Genomic DNA, 21,554 nt, shown 5'->3' with positions numbered 1-21,554 from the left:
TATTATCAAACGATACTCTACAGATTGTATCAGGTAATTGTTGCTATCATATATGTAGTGCCAAGACAGTTTAAGAAAGTATAGAAATATAAAATGCAGAGGGTACGGGCTTCACAGTCCATACCCTCATAATATATTGTAAACTTTAATTTAGATATTACTTTCTGTCATGGCCAGTAAATTTGCTGTATGGTCGATCTGATTGTAATTTACTAAAGTCCAATCAGATTTTTCTGAGGATTTTTCGTAATTTTTATAAGCTACAGGCATATTGTCGTCGTTCATCTCATATACGCTCTTTTTTACATCCTTATCGTAGTTTTTGTGAGATTCGTTCCAACGGGCATAAGACATAGTGATTTCGTTGTCGGCATATTGGTAGGACATTTTGAAATAAGGTATCCATTTTTCTCTAGCACCGTCCCATTTGGATGCGATTTTGGCAGTCAGGCGGTTTTCGTTGTCATACGTAAATTCATAACGCATGTGATTGTAGAGGTAGGCACCATCTTGTTTAAAAATGGTCTTAGCCACTACTAAATCATTTTTTACTTCTTCATTGGTAATGAAATTCTCCTGAGCTTTTACTTCTGAGTTCATAACACTTACGATAACCATTGCTACGAATGCCACTGCTTTGAATAAATTTGTAGTTTTCATAATCTTATTTTTTAATTGTTACTATTTTCATTTTATCTTTAGACGTAAGTACCGAGGTAAAAAGTTGCTTCTTAATTTATCCTTATTTTCTCGAACGTCTTCGCTTAATGATAGTCAATTAGTATGCCAAAAGGTCAAGTTGTTGATTATCAGTTGTTTTTAGGTTTATGAACATGTTCATTATCGAACACTTGTCCGTTTAAAAGTGAACAGAATTATAGATAATTGAAAAATCTTGAATATAAATAGTTCATATAGGTTTTTATTTTGAGATAATTCCAACATGATTTGAGACAGTTTCAAAGACTATTCTAAGAATATATTTTCTATCTTTGTGACAAACATAAAAATAATACCATGATAAGATTTTGTTTGTTTGCTGTGGCGATGTGTTGTTATTGTCTGTCAGCATGGAGTATTGGAACAGCAGAAAAAGCTGTCTATGATTTGATAGAACGGGTAACTCCCGGATATTCTTCTCAGTACCGATTGGAATTGATACCGGATGATGCCGGAAATGATGTTTATGAGATTGAAGGTAATGGAAAGAAAATTATCTTGCGCGGCAATAATTCCATTTCTTTGGCGAGTGCCTTCAATTGGTATCTGAAGTATACTTGTAAAGCGCATGTATCTTGGTTTGGTAATCAGTTGAATTTGCCGAAGCGCCTTCCTCAACCTGCCCGGAAGGAGCGAAAAATCATCAATGGGAAATATCGTGTTTATATGAACTACTGTACAGTGAGTTATACGGCTGCTTGGTGGAACTGGGAACGTTGGCAGAAAGAACTGGACTTTATGGCAATGAACAGTATCAATATGCCGTTGTTCAGTATGGGACTGGATGGAGTGTGGTATAATACATTGTTGCGTTTAGGTTTCAGTGATGAGGAAGCCCGTGCTTTCCTGACAGGTCCCGGACATGCGGCATGGCAGTGGATGCAGAACATACAGAGTTATGGCGGTCCGTTACCCAAATCAGTTATAGACAAACATGTGGCTTTGGGTAAAAAAATATTAGCACGTCAGTTGGAATTGGGTATGCAACCCATCCAGCAAGGCTTTTCAGGATATGTTCCCCGTGAACTGCAAGACAAGTATCCACAAGCAAAAATCAGTATGAAACGGGGTTGGTGTGGTTTTAAGGCAACTGCACAGTTGGATCCTTCTGACCCTTTGTTCCATGAAATCGGACTTGTCTTCTTGCAAGAGCAAGATAAGATTTTCGGCAGTTATGGGGCGTATGCGGCCGACCCATTCCATGAGAGCGCGCCACCGGTTGATACTCCTGAATATCTGCATGGCGTGGGACAGACCATCCATAAACTATTCCAGGAGTTTGATAAAGGTTCTTTGTGGGTGATGCAAGCCTGGAGCCTGCGTGAGGATATAGTGAAGGCTGTGCCTCGTGAAAGTTTGTTGATTTTAGACCTGAACGGTGGGAGGACGGAAAAGTTCAAAGGTATGTGGGGATATCCGGTAGTGATGGGTAATCTTCATAACTTCGGCGGGCGTATCAATATGCACGGTGATATGGCTCTGCTGGCGTCCAATCAGTATAAAAAGGCGAAAGAACGTTACCCAAATGTATGTGGTTCGGGACTATTTATGGAGGCCATCGAGCAGAATCCCGTTTATTATGACCTGGCTTTTGAAATACCCAATCATGCGGATACGGTAGCGTTGAAACCTTGGTTGGCTGCATACGCCGAGCGTCGTTACGGGGCAAAGTCGGATGCCGCAGCCCAAGCCATGTATTATTTATTGGAAGGTCCTTACTGCCGGGGCACGAACGGTACGGAACGCAGTTCTATAGTGGCCGCCCGTCCGGCTTTGGATGTAAAGAAGTCGGGTCCCAATGCCGGATTGGGGATACCATACGATCCGTTGTTGGTAATCCGTGCGCAACGGGAACTGTTGAAAGATGCCGATAAATTGTCTGCATCCAAGCCCTATCGTTTTGACATCGTGGATGTACAGCGCCAATTGATGACCAATCTCGGTCAGTTGATACATAAGCAGGCTGCCGCAGCTTTCCGTGCTAAGGACAAAGCTGCTTTTGCCCTTCATTCCGGTCGTTTCCTCGAGTTGCTGGAAGATATGGATGAGCTGCTTCGTACCCGTTCCGAATATAGTTTCGACCGTTGGCTGACAGAAGCCCGTAGCTGGGGAGATACGCCTGTCGAGAAAGATTTGATGGAAAAAGATGCCACCTCTTTGGTAACGATTTGGGGAGCTGATGGCGATCCGAGTATTTTTGATTATTCCTGGCGTGAATGGGCGGGATTGGTGAAAGGTTATTACCTGCCCCGTTGGCAAAAATTCTATTCTATGCTGCAAGAACATCTGGATGCCGGTACTGAATATAAGGAAGAAGGCTTGAAACTTACGCATGGGCGTGAAGCATTTCGTGCCAATGATTTCTACAGTAAACTGGGCGACTGGGAGCTGGCCTTTGCCGCAAAAACCGGAAAGGCACGTGTGCCTGCCACGCAAGGCGATGAATTGCAAATCACCCGCCGTCTGTTCAATAAATACTTGAAGCTTTCCCAAGAGTATTATGCTGATTTCTCCGGTGCGGATACTTTGAAGGAGGAGCGGACTTACGAAAATTTGGGGGAAGATTGATTTTTATTCTATGGATTTTTTACTGTTTTTGTAATAAATCTTAAAAAATAGATGAATTTATGAAAATGAAGAACACATTATTAACCTTGATGGCATTGATGATAATATCTTGCCGGACATCAGAGGTTGACAAAGCCTTGGAAGTAGCAAAACCAAAAATAGAGGATGAAATTAAATATCAGGTTGCTAAATGGAAAACATATAAGTCGGATGTCAGTGAGATAAAGGGTATCAATTACAATGAAAATCCTGATGCGCTTACATTCAAAGAATACGAGGCATATTTTACTTCAGTTACCCGGCAGATAAATGATTGGTACAAGAACTCTAAGGAGATTGAAAAAGATTTTACTCAATCGGGACATTTTTATAAATATTCGGATGTGTTCCCGTTTATTACCAATTGGGCTAAAAGTATAAAAGAGTCCGAGTACAGATGGATAGAAGCGGAAATTGTGGAAAAGATTATTAGTGAGTATTCCACTTCTCTGAAATTAAGTAATTACGAGTTCTTAGAAGATTTGGGGGGGGATGTTGTCAGGTATAAAGTTAGCGAACCGGTTACTGAGCTTGAGTTTATTGTCCAACTCAATAAAACGAGAGATGGTTATCGCGAGTCAATTCGTTTAGTGGAAGAAAGTCTCGATAACTTTATTAAATCTCCTTAATGAAAACCTTGTAAATCACTTTTTATTTGTTATTTTGCACCAAATTTAGGCTTAGTGCAGTCTGTCCGGTTCAGGCTGCACTTCCTTATTGGTAGAACGTTCGATGAATAAACTCACTATAAAAGCTTGTCCGTTATGTGGCGGTACGCATTTGGAGCGTGCCTTGACCTGCATAGACCATTATGCTTCGGGCGAAGTGTTCCACTTATGCCGTTGTCAGGACTGTGGCTTTATTTTTACGCAAGATTTTCCTGTAGAAGCAGAGATAGGGCGTTACTACGAAACTCCCGATTATATTTCCCATTCAGATACTAAAAAAGGAGCGATGAACTCCGTATACCATTGGGTGCGCAGCTATATGTTGAAGCACAAGGCTCGTTTGGTGGTTCACGAAGCGCATCGTAAAAGCGGTCGTTTACTCGATATCGGTACGGGTACCGGTTATTTTGCCGATACCATGCAGCGCCGGGGTTGGCAGGTGGAAGCGATAGAAAAGAATGCGCAGGCACGTGATTTCGCCAAGGAGCATTTCGGACTGGATGTGAAGCCTGATACCGCATTGAAAGAGTATGCTCCCGGTAGTTTCGACGTCATTACCCTGTGGCATGTCATGGAACATCTGGAGACACTTAATGAAACTTGGGAAACACTGCATTCGTTACTCACGGAGAAAGGTGTACTGATTATTGCCGTACCCAACTGTTCCTCTTACGATGCAAAGAAGTATGGAGCTTATTGGGCAGCATACGATGTGCCCCGCCATCTTTGGCATTTTACTCCCGGCACTATCCAGCAATTCGGTTCCAAGCACGGCTTTATTATGGCGGAACGCCATCCGATGCCGTTTGATGCTTTTTACGTGTCTATGTTGACAGAGAAGCACATGCGTCATTCATGTACTTTCTTGAGGGGAATGATTACCGGAACGTTGGCATGGTTCAATGCTTTGGTTAAGAAAGAACGTAGCAGTTCCATGATTTATGTTTTCCGGAAGAAACAACAGATATAAGAATGTGATAATAGTGTGTGGTGAAGAGATATTGTGAGCGTTGTAGTTTATAATTAGTAATTTGTAGTTAACATCATGAAGTCTAAACATAATTCAGTATCCTACTTTGATATGCAGTTCATAACGTCCAGCATCAGTACGACGTTGGTGTTACTGTTGTTGGGGTTAGTTGTATTCTTCGTGTTGGGCGCTCATAATCTTTCCGTTTACGTGAAAGAGAATATCAGTTTCTCCGTTCTCATCAGCGATGACATGAAGGAGAGCGATATCCTGAAATTGCAGAAGAAACTGAATAAGGAAGCTTTTGTAAAAGAGACGGAATATATTTCAAAGAAACAGGCGCTTCGTGAACAGACTGAAGCAATGGGGACAGACCCGCAAGAGTTCCTTGGTTATAATCCCTTCACGGCGTCCATAGAGATAAAACTGCATTCCGACTACGCCAATTCGGACAGTATCGCCAAGATAGAAAAGTTGATAAAGAGGAATACCAATATCCAGGAGATACTTTACCAGAAAGACCTGATAGATGCGGTAAATGACAATATCCGTAACATCAGCCTGATGTTGCTGGGATTGGCAGTGATACTGACGCTGATTTCTTTTGCGCTGATAAACAATACCATACGATTGACTATTTATTCCAAGCGCTTCCTCATTCATACAATGAAGCTGGTAGGTGCGAGTTGGAGTTTTATCCGCCGTCCATTCCTGCGTCGTAATTTTTGGATTGGTGTTTTGGCGGCTGTCATTGCAGATGCCATATTATGGGGAACTGCTTATTGGCTGGTTTCCTACGAGCCTGAGCTGATAAGGGTGATTACTCCTGATGTGATGGTAATGGTGTCTGTTTCCGTATTGGTGTTCGGTGTAATTATCACGTGGTTGTGTGCGCTACTTTCCATCAACAAATATTTGAAGATGAAAGCAAGTTCACTTTACTATATTTAAGTTGAAGTAATCTGAATCGTAAATAGTAAATCGTTAAATCGTAAATAAACAGATGGATAAAAAGAAATTCGCTTTTGATAAGACCAACTTTATCCTCCTTGCCATCGGCATGGCAGTGGTAATCATCGGTTTTATTCTGATGACCGGGCCTTCGTCTACCCCGACGACCTTTGAGCCGGATATTTTCAGTGTGAGACGTATTAAAGTAGCTCCGGTGGTTTGTCTGCTGGGTTTCGTGTTTATGATATATGCTGTGCTTCGCAAACCGCGTGAAAAGGAAGACAAGGTAAAGTAACTTTAATCATAAATTGTACATAATCAAATCGTAAATAATTATAAATGGATTGGTTTGAAGCGCTTATCCTTGGGCTTATTCAGGGATTGACAGAATACCTGCCGGTCAGCAGTAGCGGGCATCTTGCCATTGGTTCTGCTTTGTTCGGTATAGAGGGAGAGGAAAATCTGGCTTTTACAGTGGTGGTACATGTAGCTACGGTATTCAGTACGTTGGTGGTGCTCTGGAAAGAAATCGAATGGATTTTCCGTGGATTGTTCAAGTGGCAGATGAATGACGGGACCCGTTATGTCATAAATATCCTGATATCTATGATCCCTATCGGTATTGTAGGTGTGTTTTTTAAAGACCAGGTGGAAGCTGTTTTCGGTTCGGGATTGCTTATTGTAGGATGCTGTTTATTGTTGACAGCTCTTTTGTTGACTTTCTCTTATTATTATAAACCGAAACAAAAAGAAAATATATCTATGAAAGATGCCTTCATTATTGGTTTGGCGCAAGCTTGTGCAGTGCTTCCGGGACTTTCCCGTTCGGGTAGTACCATTGCTACAGGTTTATTGTTGGGCGATAATAAGGCAAAGTTGGCGCAATTTTCTTTCTTGATGGTGATGCCTCCCATTTTGGGTGAAGCACTGCTTGATGGAATGAAACTGATGAAAGGTGAGGCTATTGCAGGGGATATTCCGGCGTTATCGCTGTTGATAGGTTTCCTGGCCGCTTTCGTTTCGGGTTGTCTGGCTTGTAAGTGGATGATTAATATTGTGAAGAAAGGAAAACTGATATACTTTGCCATTTATTGTGCGATAGCCGGTGTGCTGACGCTGATAGTGTCTTTAGGGGGAAACTGAAGTTGTTGAAGCATATCGGGAATAATATTAATCGTAAATTGTAAATCGTTAAATCGTACATACATTGAATTTTAAAGAAGGCGAAGTAATCTATTTCAATAAACCGCTGGGGTGGACCTCGTTCAAGGTGGTAGGGCATGCCCGCTATCACATTTGCCGGCGAATGGGAGTGAAGAAGTTGAAAGTTGGCCATGCCGGCACGCTCGACCCGCTTGCCACGGGAGTGATGATTGTCTGCACAGGCAAGGCGACGAAGAGGATAGAAGAGTTTCAGTATCATACAAAGGAGTATGTCGCTACTATCCGGTTGGGTGCAACGACCCCTTCCTACGACCTGGAACATGCGGTAGATGCTACCTATCCTACGGAGCACATTACCCGGGAGTTGGTAGAAGAAACCTTGAAAAAGTTTGTGGGTGAGATACAACAGGTACCTCCTGCTTTTTCAGCTTGTATGGTGAATGGCAAACGTGCTTACGACCTTGCCCGTAAAGGGGAGGAAGTGGAGCTGAAACCCAAATTATTGGTGATAGACGAGATAGAATTATTGGAATGTAATCTGCCGGAAATCAAAGTGAGGGTTGTTTGCAGCAAAGGTACTTATATCCGTGCTTTGGCGCGGGATATCGGTGAGGCGTTGCAAAGCGGCGCCCATCTCACGGCGTTGGAGCGTACCCGTGTAGGTGATATCCGCATAGAAGATTGTCTCAATCCGCTTGATTTCAAAGAGTGGATAGATGCCCAGGAAGTGGAAACAGAAGGAATAGAAAATTAAATTATTAACACGTGCTGTTGCTTTATGTATCATTGGCACATTGGCATATCAGCACATTAGCACATTAAATAGATATGAAACTGTCGCAATTTAAATTTAAGCTTCCCGAAGAGAAGATAGCTTTGCACCCAACGAAGTACAGAGACGAGTCGCGCCTGATGGTGCTTCACAGAAAGACAGGTGAGATTGAACACCGGATGTTCAAGGACATCCTGGAGTATTTCGATGACAAGGATGTGTTTATCTTCAATGACACGAAGGTGTTTCCCGCGCGCCTTTATGGTAACAAGGAAAAAACCGGTGCCCGTATTGAAGTATTCTTGTTGCGTGAGTTGAATGAAGAGTTGCGTTTGTGGGACGTACTGGTAGACCCTGCCCGTAAAATCCGTATCGGTAACAAACTCTATTTTGGTGACGATGACTCCATGGTGGCCGAAGTAATCGACAACACTACTTCCCGTGGCCGTACGCTCCGTTTCCTTTATGACGGGCCGCACGATGAGTTCAAGAAGGCACTGTATGCTTTGGGTGAAACTCCGCTACCCCACAGTATCATCAACCGCCCTGTAGAGCCTGAAGACTCCGACCGTTTTCAATCTATATTTGCACGTAATGAAGGTGCGGTTACTGCTCCTACTGCCAGCCTGCACTTTAGCCGTGAATTGATGAAGCGTATGGAAATCAAAGGAATTGATTTTGCATATATCACCCTGCATGCCGGTTTGGGTAACTTCCGTGATATCGATGTGGAAGACCTTACCAAGCATAAGACCGACTCCGAACAGATGTTGGTGACCGGAGAAGCCGTAAAGATTGTGAACCGTGCAAAGGATATGAACAGGCAGGTTTGTGCCGTAGGTACTACCGTGATGCGTGCCATTGAGAGTACTGTCAGCACAGACGGTCATCTGAAAGAATATGAAGGTTGGACCAATAAGTTCATCTTCCCGCCGTATGACTTTACTGTTGCCAACGCCATGGTATCCAACTTCCACATGCCACTCAGCACGCTTCTGATGATTGTAGCAGCTTTTGGCGGTTACGACCAGGTGATGGAGGCCTATAATGTAGCCTTGAAAGAAAACTACCGTTTCGGCACGTATGGTGACGCCATGTTGATTACGGATAGATAAATTTTCATTTTAATGAAAGTTTATTTCAGTTTAGGAACCAATCTCGGCGATAAGGAGCGAAACCTCCGTCTTGCCGTGCAGAAAATAGAAGAGCGGATAGGGAAAGTGGTTTCCCTGTCCGCTTTTTATGCTACTGCCCCTTGGGGATTTTCCTCAGAGAATATGTTCTTGAATGCGGCAGTATGTGTAGAGACCTCTCTTTCACCATTATCCGTGCTTCATCTTACACAAGAAATAGAGCGGGAGATAGGCCGCGCCCATAAATCAGTCAACGGCATATACAATGACCGGCTGATAGATATAGATTTGCTTCTCTATGAAGACCGGGTACTCGATACGCCCGAATTGAAACTTCCCCATCCATTGATGCAGGAACGCCGTTTCGTGATGGAACCTTTGGCAGAGATTGCCCCCGAATTGGTACACCCGATGTTGAAAAAGAAGATGAGGGAGTTATTTCAGACGTTGATCAAAGACAAAGCGTAGCTTTAAGATTTATGCGTTCCCCATAATTCGTGTAAAATTCCCTTTATTTCTTTTCTTTTATCCCGAAAGTCACAAGCAGCCCTTTGTGGTCGGTAGGCCAGACTCCTTTGGGCAATAAGAACTTGTCTTTGGAGGTTTCCTCCACCCGTCGGTTGCGGACGATACTTCCCTGTGGACCGAAAATCACGGCTTTCTTCAGCCGGATGGCGGGATGGGGATAGTAGAACACGTAGTCTATCCGGTCACGTTCGTCCGACTTAGGTGCCCAGGTCAGCTTCTTGACCGGAATGAGCGGGTTGTCTGCGGGAAAAGTAAATCCGGGATAATTCAATACGTCAGGATACAGTGTGCGGTATGTATCGATAAACCCGCTGTTATCCAGCATCAAGGGAACGGTCCACGGGATAATCAGTCCGTTGTGGTCGTACAAATCTTTTGTCTCACGTATCCAGTCCAGGTGGGAAGGTTCATTGAAATCACCGCCCAGGATGACGATAGCGCCTTCTTCAATATCTTTACGGGCGGCTGCAATGAAATCTTTGATGGCATCATCGCGCAGTGAAGCGTCATTCACTTCCAGAACCTCACGGACGGTTTGCGGGATGGGAATTTCTTTCCAGGTGGAACCGTCGTAACCCCTTACATTATAATATGCGTCGTTCAGATAGTCCAGATGGGCCGTGTAGACAGCTATCTTATGTCCGTTTATGGTACTTGTCATTTTGTAAATGCTTCCGTGGTCGTCCTTTTCGGGATACACGGTCAGAGAATCGGTGATGGGGTGGCGGCTCAGCAGGCCACTGTCGTAACTATAAAAAGAGTAATAAGTTTCCCCTTTGGATTTCAACGATTGTACAATGCGGTCGCAAAAGCGGGTATTGCGGTAATTTCTCACTTCACTGAAAGTTACAAAATCCGGTTTCAGGCGGACAATTTCCTCCACAATGGCATCGTATCCTCCGGGCACTTGCGTCCCTTCTTGCCAGATGTTCCATTGCAAAACGGTAAATTCCTTCTTTTCCTGGCTTCTTCCGAGGGTGGATGCCAACAAAAGCAGGCATACAATAAATAATTTTCTTATCATGATATTTAGAATTAGGTTCGTACAAAGATAATAAATCTGTGTTAATCTCTCTCGTTGGTGATACATATAAAGAAAAAACTCTCTATCTTTGTATCCGAAAACGAAAATGTGGAAAGATTTGAGTAGCTTGCAACCACAGAAAAAAATGCTAAAACACATCCTTTTCTGACGGTGCCCCGTTGTATCGCGACTTGCATGCCTACTCATTGATAAATCTTCGCCCCATCTTCCGTTTTTGATTATTCATTTTAAATTTTTAAATGAAATGGGATACTTATTCACATCCGAATCGGTGTCAGAAGGACACCCCGACAAAGTGGCCGATCAAATATCGGACGCTGTGCTTGACAAACTGTTGGCTTACGACCCCAGTTCGAAAGTAGCTTGCGAAACTCTGGTTACTACCGGACAGGTGGTGCTGGCTGGAGAAGTGAAAACCAAAGCGTACGTAGACCTCCAACTTATCGCACGCGAAGTAATTCAGAAAATCGGCTATACCAAAGGCGAGTATATGTTCGAGAGTAATTCGTGCGGCGTACTTTCTGCCATTCACGAACAGAGTCCGGACATCAACCGGGGTGTAGAGCGCCAAGACCCCATGGAACAGGGTGCCGGAGACCAAGGCATGATGTTTGGTTACGCCACGAATGAAACGGAAAATTATATGCCGCTTTCGCTCGACCTTGCCCACCGCATCTTGCAGGTGCTGGCCGATATCCGTCGCGAAGGCAAACAGATGACTTATCTTCGTCCTGATGCAAAGAGCCAGGTAACCATCGAATATGATGACAACGGCATGCCTGTCCGTATCGATACCATCGTGGTTTCTACCCAGCACGATGATTTCGTTCAGCCTGCCGATGACAGTGAAGCCGCGCAGCTGAAGGCTGACGAGGAAATGCTTGCCGTTATCCGCAAGGATGTGATCGGGATTTTAATGCCTCGCGTCATTGCTTCCATCCATGCCGAAAAGGTATTGGCTTTGTTCAACGACCACATCAAATATCATGTAAACCCTACCGGTAAGTTTGTAATCGGTGGCCCTCACGGAGATACCGGACTGACCGGACGCAAGATTATCGTAGATACTTATGGTGGCAAGGGTGCCCATGGCGGTGGCGCTTTCTCGGGGAAAGATCCTTCGAAAGTGGACCGCTCGGCCGCATACGCTGCCCGCCACATAGCCAAGAACCTGGTGGCTGCCGGTGTGGCAGACGAAATGTTGGTACAGGTGTCATACGCCATCGGTGTGGCGCGTCCCATCAATATTTTCGTAGACACTTACGGCCGTAGCCATGTAAACATGAGCGACGGTGAAATCGCCAAGAAGATTGATGAACTGTTCGACCTGCGTCCGAAGGCCATTGAGGATCGTCTGAAACTCCGTAACCCGATTTATCAGGAAACTGCCGCTTACGGACATATGGGACGTGAACCGCAGACCATCGTCAAGCATTTTAAATCACGCTATGAGGGCGACAAGGCGATAGAGGTTGAACTCTTTACCTGGGAGAAACTGGATTACGTTGATAAAGTGAAAGCCGCATTTGGTCTTTGATAATTTCCATTATCGACAATTTATTTTCATTCTCCGTTAAAATAGTAATCAGCATAGCTTTACAAGCTATTTATATAGAAAGCTGCCTTTCTGTCTACCGTATTCAGGTATGAAGGAGGCAGCTTCTTTTTTTTCTTCTCTACATCATCGTGTCTTCTTTACTCTTAGTCTGTGCTTGAAATACTTACCACCTTGGATGAAACTTTTTTTAAAAATATCGGCAATACAATTTGTTTTATATTTGTAAATCAAATTATCTTTGCCGTGATAGAAATATACAGTTGGTTTCTATAATGAAAATTATCGAAACCGAGAATTATAAAATGAGGAAACTATAGATGTATCGTGATGGAACTATAGACCTGTCATGAGGGATATATAGATGCCACACGTAGGATCTATAGTTCCTGCGGAAGGGAACTATAGACACCTCACTTCATCCAAACGAACTTGAAAAACATACATATCATGGAACAGAATATTACCAAAACAACCTGCTACTGTGGACGTTGCCATCGGGAACTGCCTGTAGAAGCCTTTTACATGAGACGGGATACGGGACGCCCCGACTGTTATTGCATCGCGTGCCGCAAGGAAATGAACCGTACCCGCTACCGGAAGTCACACATTGAAAACGGTAAACGCGATTATCCCGTGATAACGGATATCACGGACGGCGCACAACGCCTGTCACTCATCAGGCATGCTCTCCGGGTGATAAGGGAAAACACCGCACGCAAAGGCAGGAAACTGCGTGAAGCCGATTATCTGCACGAATATTAAATCTGACCACATACAAGCACATGGCACGAATCAAAAAACGGGGACTGGACTACTTCCCCATGAGTACAGACTTCATACACGACCGCGTTGTGCGCCGTATCATGAAGCGCGAAGGAGACGGTGCTCTCTCCATCCTGATAGGCACACTGTCGTATATCTATGCCGGTGAGGGTTACTACGTCCACGCCGACAACCTTTTCTACGAAGACCTCTCCGCCTGTCTCTACCAGCAGAGTGCCCAGGACGTTCACCGCATCCTGGCCCTTGCGGTGGAGTACGGCATTTTCGATACGGAACTTTTCAAAAAATACGGCATACTGACTTCCGCTGAAATACAGAACCAGTATCTTTTCAGTACGAAACGCCGAAAGAGTTCTGCCATAGAGGCGGACTACCGGTTGACGGAAGCGGAGGGAGAGACAGAGGAAGAAGACGGCAAGACAGCGGGACAAACGGAAAACCGTTCTGCACAAAAAGAGAATTCCGTGGCGCAGGAAGAGAATTTGTCCGCACAGGAAGACATCCCGTCCATGCAAGGTGAAAACCTTTTATTAACACCTCAAAATGTAACATTAACGTCCCGAAATGTTACATCCGGTACACATAGCATAGCACAGCATAGCATAGCACAGGATAGCAAAGAATACCCCCTCCTCAATAGTTCCCCCGAAACCGGAGGAACTCAAGACGCAGGCTGCGGACAGCCTGCGGAGGCAAAGGAGGAAAAGGGAAATTTTTCGATGCACAAAGAGTGGACAACCGGCGACATAGACCGTCTGCAACCTCCTCGGGATGGCGTGAAGCGTAATTTCGACGGATTGAAGTATAATCTGCGCCAGTTTGAAATTCCCATCCGTGAACAGTACGCCATCATCCTGAAAAGTAACTTCGGAGCCATCGGACATCCCATGTGGCGAGGATTTGAAGCATTACGTACCAGCCACGGGAAGATATGCCAACCGGGGAAGTATCTGTTGAGTCTGTGCAGGAGCCGGTAAATGATCAGTTATTATGGTAAACACATTTCGTGAACAAAAACGGTACTTTTAATTTTATCATGTACTATGCAAGTCTTATATTTGCATTGTGATTAAGCTTAAGACACAAAAACAAAACTATTTTATTAACAAGTTAAAAACTTACTATTATGCCAGTAATTTACAAAGGATTTCAATCCGTATTAGAAAACAAAGAAGGAAAAAAATTATTCTATCCTCGTGTGGTATTGACAGGCAACGTCAGCACCGCGCAGATTGCGAAGGAAATATCAGAATATTGTTCGCTCACCCCCGGTGACACGAAGAACACCATCGACAACTTGATAAAGGTACTCACCACCCACCTGCAAGCCTCGGAAAGCGTCACCCTGGACGGTTTTGGCACTTTCCGCATGGCGATGAAGTCCACGGGGAAAGGTGTGCCTACGGACGGAGAAGTTTCTGCCACGCAAGCCACCATTACTGTACGCTTCCAGCCTGCAGTCACCCGTAACCTGAACCGTACGGTTGCCACCCGTTCTATGGTGACGGGTGTGAAGTGTGTCCGTCTGGATGCCGTTCCGGGTTCAGGAAACGGTGGCGAAGGTGGAAACACCCCGGGAGGAAACGGTGAAGACCAGAACGAAAACCCGTTGGGCTGATTGTAGCGGGATGGCCGGACAAGCGATAAAACACAAAAAGGCGCGACGAAGTACGACAAAACGTAAAAGAGTGGAATAAAGCGCAACGCAACACGACAAAAGTTTCTGCAGAAACTCTATTCTCAATTCACAAAAACATTCATCACAAGCATCGCAAAGGAGGGGTTATCTCTTCTTTAGCCCCTCCTTTGCCTTGAAAATGAACGGGAGCTTTACTCAAAACAAACTAAGACTGAACTAAACTATTCGAAAGGAGGTGTAAAACTATGGCAATGAAAAAATCCGTTTGGGATGTTATCCTGAAAGTGGTTATAGCAGCTGTGTCGGCTTTGGCCGGGGCGCTGGGAGTGCACGCTACAAATGTATTGTAATACAATGTAGGACATAAAAGACGAATGTCGGGGGCAGTATGCAAAAGGAGCTCCGTACTGCTCTCCCGATTACTGAGATAACAAACAGTTTCACTAATTATCAACACGGTTAAAACATGAAGACTATACAAACTTTAAAAACTATTTTGCTAATGATGGTGACCTTATACAGCATTCAAGGTCACGCACAGGAAGACGTGATATACTACCCGCGTTTGAGGGAACAGATACAACCTTCCCCTATTTCACGGATTTATCCGCAATATTTGATGCATAAGCCTGATTTATCGACGGGAGCTATGGACATTTCCATCCTTCTGTATACGGCGGAAACTCCGGGTTTCAGCATACCTTTCGAACTGAAGTATCATGGTAACGGTATAAAGGTAACTGACCCGCATTTCCCGTTAGGGTATGGGTGGATGTTGAGTCCGGGTTTACGTATTACTCGTAATATCATTGGAAAAGCCGATGAACAAAGTACATGGGAGGTACGTACCAATAACTTCACTTACGAATATTTATGGAAACTGGATTCCCGGGACTATGATAAGGATGCTAGTCATGATGTTTTTTCAATACATCTTCCCGACCGGAACAATACGTTTCTATTGGAAAAGGATGGAACATCCTGGAAGGTACTGGCAGCTAATTCACCGTTAAAAATTACACCGGTATTTGATCAATATAAAAATTTGACGGAATTTTCCGTTACCGATGACCGGGGAATCATCTATAAGTTTGGCGGACAGTATATAGAGAAAGATACCCAGGTAGGATATCCTACGGCGTGGATGTTGTATGAGGTCATATTGCCGGGGGATACTTCCAATAAGATTACCATCAGTTGGGAGAAAGTCTTTGGAACGTTTGAGTCGGAAGAAATTTTGGGAGATTGCTTTGTTATACAGGACTATTTTTTTGAATCTACAGAAGAACCGGGTATGCCGGGACCCGGATACCGGACTTTTTGGCAGGAAGCTTATAATAACTCTACAAGTCAGGGACTTTATTTGTTGAAAGAAGTGAGAATGCCTAATCAGACAATCAGTTTTATCAATTACAAATACCCTTCGTGTACTCTGCTCACCGGGTTGAAGGTGAAAGATCCCGATGGGGTGATCAGGAAAGAATGTCGTCTGGAATATGAGGATTACAGAACTCTGAATACATTGTATGTCAGTGGTGAAGGTATCTATAATTTTGAATATTACGGAGGCGAATATATGGATACCCGTTCGCAAGATTACTGGGGATATTATAATGGTAAGCTCAATAGTACTCTTGTACCGAATTTTAAGATAAGAGTGTATGATACACATAACAGCTTGATGTATCCTATTGATGGTGCCGACCGCCGGATTGATTCATTGGCCATGCAGAACTTCATGCTGAAAAAGATAACCTATCCGACAAGGGGATATATGGAGATAGAGTACGAACCTCACCGGTTTGCTACTATAAAGTCATATAATACATTTGCCATTATGAATCCTCATGGCGATGAACTCTCTGAAGGTGGTGGGTTGAGAGTGAAGAGGACCGTCAGCTGTGCGGAAAACGGGGCACCTCAAGTGGTACGTACCTATAAATATGGGGTCAATGAAGACGGGAAGGGTATTGCTCCTCAGGTTCCCTTACCGGACATGTTTGTAAACGAACAGTCTTGTTTTGACAGCGCGCTGGGTACCACCACTGAAACTCCTGCATACCGTCAGCTGATTGTTTGTGGAACAGCCCGTTGCCTGGCCTGCCCTACCTATAATCCAAATGTCTGGTACAAGGAGGTAACCGAATATGAAGGAGAGTTGAAGACAACCTACAATTTTGATTACACAACCAATAATTCCAGTACAATGAGTGTCTATGATGGGTCTGGCAGAGATTTTTCACCTTTCTATATGCAGTCTTATAATAATTTGGCTCAGAAAGGCGCACGGCTCACCCGGAGGATTTCTTACCGGAAAGAGGGTTCTATTTACATTCCGGTTGAAAAAGAAGAATACAGTCATACTCTGATAGGAATAATAAACGGGGGAGAACCCATAAAGAATGTGACTACTGCCCGGCATTATACGGATTGTTCAGGTAACGGTGACTTGATGCCGTCGCATCCTATGGCCCGGACTGCTGCATATTATGTAGGAATTTATTATATCAACCTCCGTGATTGTGTAATGCGCAACAAAAAAACGACTCGCTACGAAGAAAATGATTCGATAGTAACTGTCCAATCGTTCGATTATGAATATCAGGACAATAGATATGCTCCTTTACGGTACAGTTCGCGGACCGACAGCAGAGGAGAAACTTATACGGATTATTTTTACTATCCATGGGATACGGAGATAAGTACCTTGATGACTTCCGGACAACGGGTGACGGTTGACCTGCTGCGAAGTACGAACCACATCAGCCAACCATTGGTTTACTTACGTAAAAAAGGAGATACGGAACTTTACAGGAAAATAGTTCAGTTCAGGAATTATGGAAATAATTTGCTGTTGCCCGAAAAGGAGTTCTATAAGAAAGGGAGTGGAACAGAAGAAGAACGTATTACTTATCAAGACTATGATAGTAGAGGTAATTTACTGGGAGCGACTCAAAGCCGGCTCAAAACAGTCTGGTTATGGGGATACAACAAAACGTATCCCGTAGCGAAAATAGAAGGAGCCACTTACGGTGAAGTGAAAAACTGGCTGGGAGAAAGTTTCATCAATGCATTGGCTGGTAACAAGAATGAAACATCCATCAAATCCTCGCTAAAGTCTCTGCGCAGCACACTTTCCAACAAGAATGTACTGGTTACCACTTACACTTACGTTCCCTTGACAGGCATTGATAGTATTACCGCTCCTAACGGGACAATAACATTCTATGTCTATGATGCGCAAGGCCGACTTATAGAGGTGAAAGACAATGACAATAAAATCATGGAACAATATGAATATCATTACAAACCCTAAAAATAGAAAAAACGATGAAACGATTTAAATTACTGATTCCATTATTATGTCTTTCCTGTACAACTTTGGCACAGGTCAGTACAGAGAATTATATCCGCACACGTACAATGCTGAAAGATGACGGAAGCAGTCATGTGGATAACATTGCTTATTTTGACGGTCTGGGACGCCCGTTTCAGACTGTGGAAAAAGTAGTGAAGGACAACATACAGACAGGTAACATACTTGTTACTTTGAAAGAGTATGATGCTGTAAGCAGGAACACGTACACATGGATACCAATTAAAACGGCTTCGGATTATATATCACCGGATAACTTTAAAAGTATGGCTCTAAGTAGCTATGATGGCGATGCGCGACCGTACAATCATTTTATTTATGATGCATCACCTTTAAATCGCATAACTGGTCAATATGGTCCCGGAGCGTCATGGGAAGGGCATCCTGTCTTGACGGGATATTCCGTGAACAGTGTCACAGCTCCCTTAAGTTGTATTAATTATACAGTAGCTGCTGGAAATACTTTGTATGCCAACGGGAATTATACGGCCGGCCAGCTTTCTGTTGTCAGAACCACTGATGAAGATGGGAATACGAGTTATACTTTCACAGACAAACAGGGGCATACAGTGCTTATACGCCAGATGAATGGTGATGATCCGTGTGATACCTATTATGTATATGATGATTTTGGAAATCTTTGTTTTGTACTGCAACCGATGTATCAGATGAATGCCGATCTTGATTTGTATGCTTTCCAGTACAGATACGATCAACGTAACCGTTGTATCTGGAAAAAACTGCCGGGAACCGCACCGACGGAATATATCTATGGAGATCTCGACTCGCCGACTTTTTCGCAGGATGGAAACCAACGTACCAATGGAAAATGGACATATTATCTGTATGACAATCTCGGCAGGCTGACTGAGCAAGGAGAATGTACCAATCAATCTGTAACCTCTAATGCAGTTGTGCAGATACAGAACTATTACGACGACTACAGTTTTGTAGGGAGCACCGGTTTCCCGGTGAGCCAGTTCACGAACGATATTTCCGGTTACGGTAAAGGCGCATTGACAGGACAAAAAGTAATCGGTTTCAATGTTTGCAGCCCTGTATGGAAAGCCTTCTACTATGATATTCGCGGGCGTGAAGTGAAACGTGTGGAAAGCAACGCCATGGGCGGTTACGATGTGACAGCGACCGTCTACAGTTTCACCGACAAGCCGTTGATTTTGACTCATACGCACACATCAAGCAAAAAGAACCTGGTGGAAGTTTATACCTATAGCTACGACTATGCGGATCGTTTGTTGAAGGTGCAACATAAATTGGATGACTTGGGCACTGTGACGCTTGCCGAATACGGTTATGATAACCTCGGACGCTTAAATAGCAAGAAGCTGGGTGGAACGGCGCATTCCTCCGCCTATTCCTACAACATCCGCAGCTGGCTGACGGGAATTACAGGTGGCAAGTTCACTCAGACACTGACCTACAACAATGGTAGCACAGGCTACAACGGAAACATCACTACTATGAACTGGACGGCAAACGGTAGCAGCCACAGCTATAGTTTCTCTTACGACGGTTTAAACCGACTGCTAAATGCCACTCACGGCGCAGGTCGCTTCACCGAGAAAGTGACCTCGTATGACAAGAACGGAAACATCAAAAGTTTGCAACGTTATGGACAGATTTCTGTTTCTGCTTATGGCTTGATTGATAATCTGACTTATACCCTGGACGGCAACCGGTTGAACCGTGTGGACGATGCGGCGACCGCTTCTGCCCACAACGGTGGCTTCGAGTTCAAGGACGGTGTGAAACAGGCAGATGAGTATGCTTACGACGCAAACGGCAATTTAACAAAAGATTTGAATAAGGGAATTAGCAATATTCAATATAATTGTTTAAATTTGCCTACAAGTGTCGGTTATTCTTCGGGCGGTTTTTCGCAGTTCGGCTATACGGCCGACGGGGTGAAACGGAGGGAGATTCTCCACACTGTAAGCGGAGCTGGAGATATTCCGTCTTATATTGTATATTGCGGGAATGTGATTTATGAAGACAATGTGGCCAAGTTTCTCCTGACAGAAGAAGGATATGTTACTCTTGCGGACAACACCTACCACTATTATGTGAAAGACCATCAGGGCAACAACCGGCTGGTTGTCAACAGTAGCGGCACAGTGGAAGAAGTGAACCATTACTATCCTTTCGGAGGATTGTTTGCAAGTTCTTCCCCAAGTGTCCAACCTTACAAGTACAACGGGAAGGAACTGAATACCAAGAAAGGGGTAAATTGGTATGATTACGGGGCAAGACAGTATGATGCGGCGTTAGGGCAGTTTACAACGGTGGATCCATTGGCGGAGAAGTATTCCTCAACCAATCCTTTTGCCTATTGTTTGAATAATCCTATAAAATATATTGACCCGACAGGATGTGATACAGTACCAGCAAATGAAGTTTGGGATTATAATTTGGTTAATTATAGAAGTAATGGCATAGGACTTTTAGACGAAAAATTTATTCCTGTAACAGTAAATGGAAAAGACAAATATCATTTACATAAGATAACAACAGGTGAAAATGAGGGGAATTATATGGCCATTGAGCAATTAGGTGTTGATGAGGAAAGTGGAACAAGAATGTATGAATATAAATATGTTGTAGGACGAGATAAATTTAATGATTTTAAAAGCGGAAATACCCAAGCACATGGGATGCAATATAATTGGGTAAAATATGCCAATGATAATGGTGTAGATGGAACAAAGGGAATATGGGAAAATATGAGTAAGGGGTATTGGAATATTATGACAGACCCACTGACATGGTTACCTAACCCTTTGGATGCAACAAATCTTATTCCTAAGTCATATTATCAAATAAAACCTTGGAATCGTTTTCTGATGCAAACAAGAGGACAATATACAATAAAGAAATATGGAACATATCAAAATGCTTTAAAAAGCAGAAGTATAGATTATCAAAAATGGAAACAGAATCATTATTAAATTTTAGCTTGGAATTTTCGGATAATATCTCATTGACAATTAATGAAAGAAAAGCAAACAAGATTATTTTGGGTGTTATCATTTCATTGGCATCGATAATATTCTTAAGTCCTATCATTTCTTTACTTGTTCTATTAACGTTAGGAAATGGTATATCTTTTGGACTAATTGCGACATGCATAGTATCTTGGATCATTTCTGGCTATTTATTAAAACTGTATTTATGGAATAAATATGGTAAGGAAGTTTTTATTATAACCAATGATAGTTTGTCCTTGTATTACGATTATCATTTTTTTAAAGACAAGCATCAAAAAATCTATTTCAAGTCTATTAGTGTATATATTGAATATAACGATAAATTAAAGAAGCTTACAAAGAAAGTCCTTGACGTTATTGGCGAACAGAAGAGTATAATGACTTTTCGTGTAGGAGATAAATTTGTCAGTACTAAAAATGAGCTTCCAATTGAGGTTATTGCAAATATTGCTAAACATCTGAAATGCTTGCAGTAATATTTCAGTCGCAGCGGATGAAGAACATCCGCTGCTTCCAATTATAAGAATCTTCAGATTCGGAAACAACATGTAGGGTGCTGGGGATATACAAGAGGTCGGAAGTCTAAAATGGCACTTCTTCATAACCCAAATTGAAAGTTGAAGCCTAAGTCTTTT

At 43.3% G+C, this 21,554-nt stretch carries 19 protein-coding genes; 17 read left to right on the top strand and 2 right to left on the bottom strand.

All coding sequences use genetic code 11. The features are described 5' to 3' along the window. Nucleotides 1–150: 150 nt before the first annotated feature. Complete coding sequence (locus tag C1A09_RS01730; RefSeq protein WP_101542010.1) at nt 151–660, bottom strand: DUF3836 domain-containing protein; 510 nt, start codon at nt 658–660, stop codon at nt 151–153. Between the two features lie 387 nt (nt 661–1,047). On the opposite strand from C1A09_RS01730, the gene C1A09_RS01725 reads away from it, so the two are divergent. The 9 genes from C1A09_RS01725 to folK all read left to right on the top strand — a co-directional run bounded on the left by C1A09_RS01725 (nt 1,048) and on the right by folK (nt 9,453). Next, a complete protein-coding gene (locus C1A09_RS01725; RefSeq protein WP_180949172.1) occupies nt 1,048–3,288 on the top strand; it encodes an alpha-N-acetylglucosaminidase in 2,241 nt (746 codons plus the stop codon). Nucleotides 3,289–3,347: 59 nt separating this feature from the next. Further along, nucleotides 3,348–3,956: a hypothetical protein gene (locus tag C1A09_RS01720; protein ID WP_101542008.1), complete on the top strand. Its 609-nt coding sequence runs from the start codon at nt 3,348–3,350 to the stop codon at nt 3,954–3,956. A gap of 103 nt (nt 3,957–4,059) precedes the next feature. Further along, nucleotides 4,060–4,965 (top strand): class I SAM-dependent methyltransferase, encoded by a 906-nt coding sequence (locus C1A09_RS01715; RefSeq protein WP_101542420.1) that lies wholly within the window; start codon nt 4,060–4,062, stop codon nt 4,963–4,965. Nucleotides 4,966–5,040: 75 nt separating this feature from the next. After that, a complete protein-coding gene (locus C1A09_RS01710) occupies nt 5,041–5,916 on the top strand; it encodes a cell division protein FtsX (RefSeq protein WP_101542007.1) in 876 nt (291 codons plus the stop codon). A 52-nt stretch (nt 5,917–5,968) separates the two neighbouring features. Further along, on the top strand, nt 5,969–6,211 hold the full coding sequence (locus C1A09_RS01705) for a DUF3098 domain-containing protein (RefSeq protein ID WP_101542006.1): 243 nt from the start codon (nt 5,969–5,971) through the stop codon (nt 6,209–6,211). 44 nt (nt 6,212–6,255) lie between these two features. Continuing rightward, nucleotides 6,256–7,059: an undecaprenyl-diphosphate phosphatase gene (locus C1A09_RS01700; protein ID WP_101542005.1), complete on the top strand. Its 804-nt coding sequence runs from the start codon at nt 6,256–6,258 to the stop codon at nt 7,057–7,059. A 64-nt stretch (nt 7,060–7,123) separates the two neighbouring features. Then, on the top strand, nt 7,124–7,834 hold the full coding sequence (truB, locus tag C1A09_RS01695; RefSeq protein ID WP_101542004.1) for a tRNA pseudouridine(55) synthase TruB: 711 nt from the start codon (nt 7,124–7,126) through the stop codon (nt 7,832–7,834). Between the two features lie 74 nt (nt 7,835–7,908). Continuing rightward, nucleotides 7,909–8,967 carry a tRNA preQ1(34) S-adenosylmethionine ribosyltransferase-isomerase QueA gene (queA, locus tag C1A09_RS01690; protein ID WP_101542003.1) on the top strand — a complete coding sequence of 353 codons (1,059 nt, stop codon included), beginning with the start codon at nt 7,909–7,911 and terminating at the stop codon, nt 8,965–8,967. A 12-nt stretch (nt 8,968–8,979) separates the two neighbouring features. Continuing rightward, complete coding sequence (gene folK / locus C1A09_RS01685; protein WP_101542002.1) at nt 8,980–9,453, top strand: 2-amino-4-hydroxy-6-hydroxymethyldihydropteridine diphosphokinase; 474 nt, start codon at nt 8,980–8,982, stop codon at nt 9,451–9,453. Nucleotides 9,454–9,496: 43 nt separating this feature from the next. Here the strand turns inward: folK and C1A09_RS01680 are convergent, their stop codons facing one another. Further along, complete coding sequence (locus C1A09_RS01680; protein WP_101542419.1) at nt 9,497–10,534, bottom strand: endonuclease/exonuclease/phosphatase family protein; 1,038 nt, start codon at nt 10,532–10,534, stop codon at nt 9,497–9,499. A gap of 268 nt (nt 10,535–10,802) precedes the next feature. On the opposite strand from C1A09_RS01680, the gene metK reads away from it, so the two are divergent. From metK to C1A09_RS01645, 8 genes are all read left to right on the top strand, one after another. Continuing rightward, nucleotides 10,803–12,095, top strand: coding sequence for a methionine adenosyltransferase (gene metK / locus C1A09_RS01675; RefSeq protein ID WP_101542001.1), 1,293 nt, complete (start codon nt 10,803–10,805; stop codon nt 12,093–12,095). Between the two features lie 468 nt (nt 12,096–12,563). Continuing rightward, nucleotides 12,564–12,878: a hypothetical protein gene (locus tag C1A09_RS01670; protein WP_101542000.1), complete on the top strand. Its 315-nt coding sequence runs from the start codon at nt 12,564–12,566 to the stop codon at nt 12,876–12,878. A 20-nt stretch (nt 12,879–12,898) separates the two neighbouring features. Continuing rightward, the gene (locus C1A09_RS01665; protein WP_101541999.1) at nt 12,899–13,876 is read left to right on the top strand and encodes a DUF4373 domain-containing protein; all 978 of its coding nucleotides are present in this window, start codon (nt 12,899–12,901) and stop codon (nt 13,874–13,876) included. A gap of 149 nt (nt 13,877–14,025) precedes the next feature. Next, the gene (locus C1A09_RS01660; RefSeq protein WP_101541998.1) at nt 14,026–14,517 is read left to right on the top strand and encodes an HU family DNA-binding protein; all 492 of its coding nucleotides are present in this window, start codon (nt 14,026–14,028) and stop codon (nt 14,515–14,517) included. A 272-nt stretch (nt 14,518–14,789) separates the two neighbouring features. After that, nucleotides 14,790–14,888, top strand: coding sequence for a smalltalk protein (locus C1A09_RS16265; protein WP_158557801.1), 99 nt, complete (start codon nt 14,790–14,792; stop codon nt 14,886–14,888). 116 nt (nt 14,889–15,004) lie between these two features. Beyond that, nucleotides 15,005–17,854 carry an RHS repeat protein gene (locus C1A09_RS01655; RefSeq protein ID WP_101541997.1) on the top strand — a complete coding sequence of 950 codons (2,850 nt, stop codon included), beginning with the start codon at nt 15,005–15,007 and terminating at the stop codon, nt 17,852–17,854. 14 nt (nt 17,855–17,868) lie between these two features. Next, nucleotides 17,869–20,880: an RHS repeat domain-containing protein gene (locus C1A09_RS01650; protein WP_101541996.1), complete on the top strand. Its 3,012-nt coding sequence runs from the start codon at nt 17,869–17,871 to the stop codon at nt 20,878–20,880. Continuing rightward, complete coding sequence (locus C1A09_RS01645) at nt 20,859–21,395, top strand: hypothetical protein (RefSeq protein ID WP_101541995.1); 537 nt, start codon at nt 20,859–20,861, stop codon at nt 21,393–21,395. The genes C1A09_RS01650 and C1A09_RS01645 overlap by 22 nt, the downstream gene beginning before the upstream one ends. The last annotated feature ends 159 nt before the right edge of the window (nt 21,396–21,554 follow it).

The organism is Bacteroides cutis (assembly GCF_900241005.1).
GTDB lineage: Bacteria > Bacteroidota > Bacteroidia > Bacteroidales > Bacteroidaceae > Bacteroides > Bacteroides cutis.
The sequence above is the reverse complement of the archived record's forward strand: the minus strand, read 5'-3'. Positions and strand labels throughout refer to the sequence as shown.

Bases quoted from the DNA above. Each gene is read 5' to 3' on its own strand.
- C1A09_RS01650 (WP_101541996.1), top strand. From the start codon at position 17,869: ATGAAACGATTTAAATTACTGATTCCATTATTATGTCTTTCCTGTACA.
- queA (WP_101542003.1), top strand. From the start codon at position 7,909: ATGAAACTGTCGCAATTTAAATTTAAGCTTCCCGAAGAGAAGATAGCT.
- C1A09_RS01725 (WP_180949172.1), top strand. From the start codon at position 1,048: ATGTGTTGTTATTGTCTGTCAGCATGGAGTATTGGAACAGCAGAAAAA.
- C1A09_RS16265 (WP_158557801.1), top strand. From the start codon at position 14,790: ATGAAAAAATCCGTTTGGGATGTTATCCTGAAAGTGGTTATAGCAGCT.
- C1A09_RS01670 (WP_101542000.1), top strand. From the start codon at position 12,564: ATGGAACAGAATATTACCAAAACAACCTGCTACTGTGGACGTTGCCAT.
- C1A09_RS01660 (WP_101541998.1), top strand. From the start codon at position 14,026: ATGCCAGTAATTTACAAAGGATTTCAATCCGTATTAGAAAACAAAGAA.
- C1A09_RS01645 (WP_101541995.1), top strand. From the start codon at position 20,859: ATGGAAACAGAATCATTATTAAATTTTAGCTTGGAATTTTCGGATAAT.
- C1A09_RS01730 (WP_101542010.1), bottom strand. From the start codon at position 660: ATGAAAACTACAAATTTATTCAAAGCAGTGGCATTCGTAGCAATGGTT.
- folK (WP_101542002.1), top strand. From the start codon at position 8,980: ATGAAAGTTTATTTCAGTTTAGGAACCAATCTCGGCGATAAGGAGCGA.
- C1A09_RS01720 (WP_101542008.1), top strand. From the start codon at position 3,348: ATGAAAATGAAGAACACATTATTAACCTTGATGGCATTGATGATAATA.
- C1A09_RS01655 (WP_101541997.1), top strand. From the start codon at position 15,005: ATGAAGACTATACAAACTTTAAAAACTATTTTGCTAATGATGGTGACC.
- metK (WP_101542001.1), top strand. From the start codon at position 10,803: ATGGGATACTTATTCACATCCGAATCGGTGTCAGAAGGACACCCCGAC.
- C1A09_RS01665 (WP_101541999.1), top strand. From the start codon at position 12,899: ATGGCACGAATCAAAAAACGGGGACTGGACTACTTCCCCATGAGTACA.
- C1A09_RS01710 (WP_101542007.1), top strand. From the start codon at position 5,041: ATGAAGTCTAAACATAATTCAGTATCCTACTTTGATATGCAGTTCATA.
- C1A09_RS01700 (WP_101542005.1), top strand. From the start codon at position 6,256: ATGGATTGGTTTGAAGCGCTTATCCTTGGGCTTATTCAGGGATTGACA.
- C1A09_RS01715 (WP_101542420.1), top strand. From the start codon at position 4,060: ATGAATAAACTCACTATAAAAGCTTGTCCGTTATGTGGCGGTACGCAT.
- C1A09_RS01705 (WP_101542006.1), top strand. From the start codon at position 5,969: ATGGATAAAAAGAAATTCGCTTTTGATAAGACCAACTTTATCCTCCTT.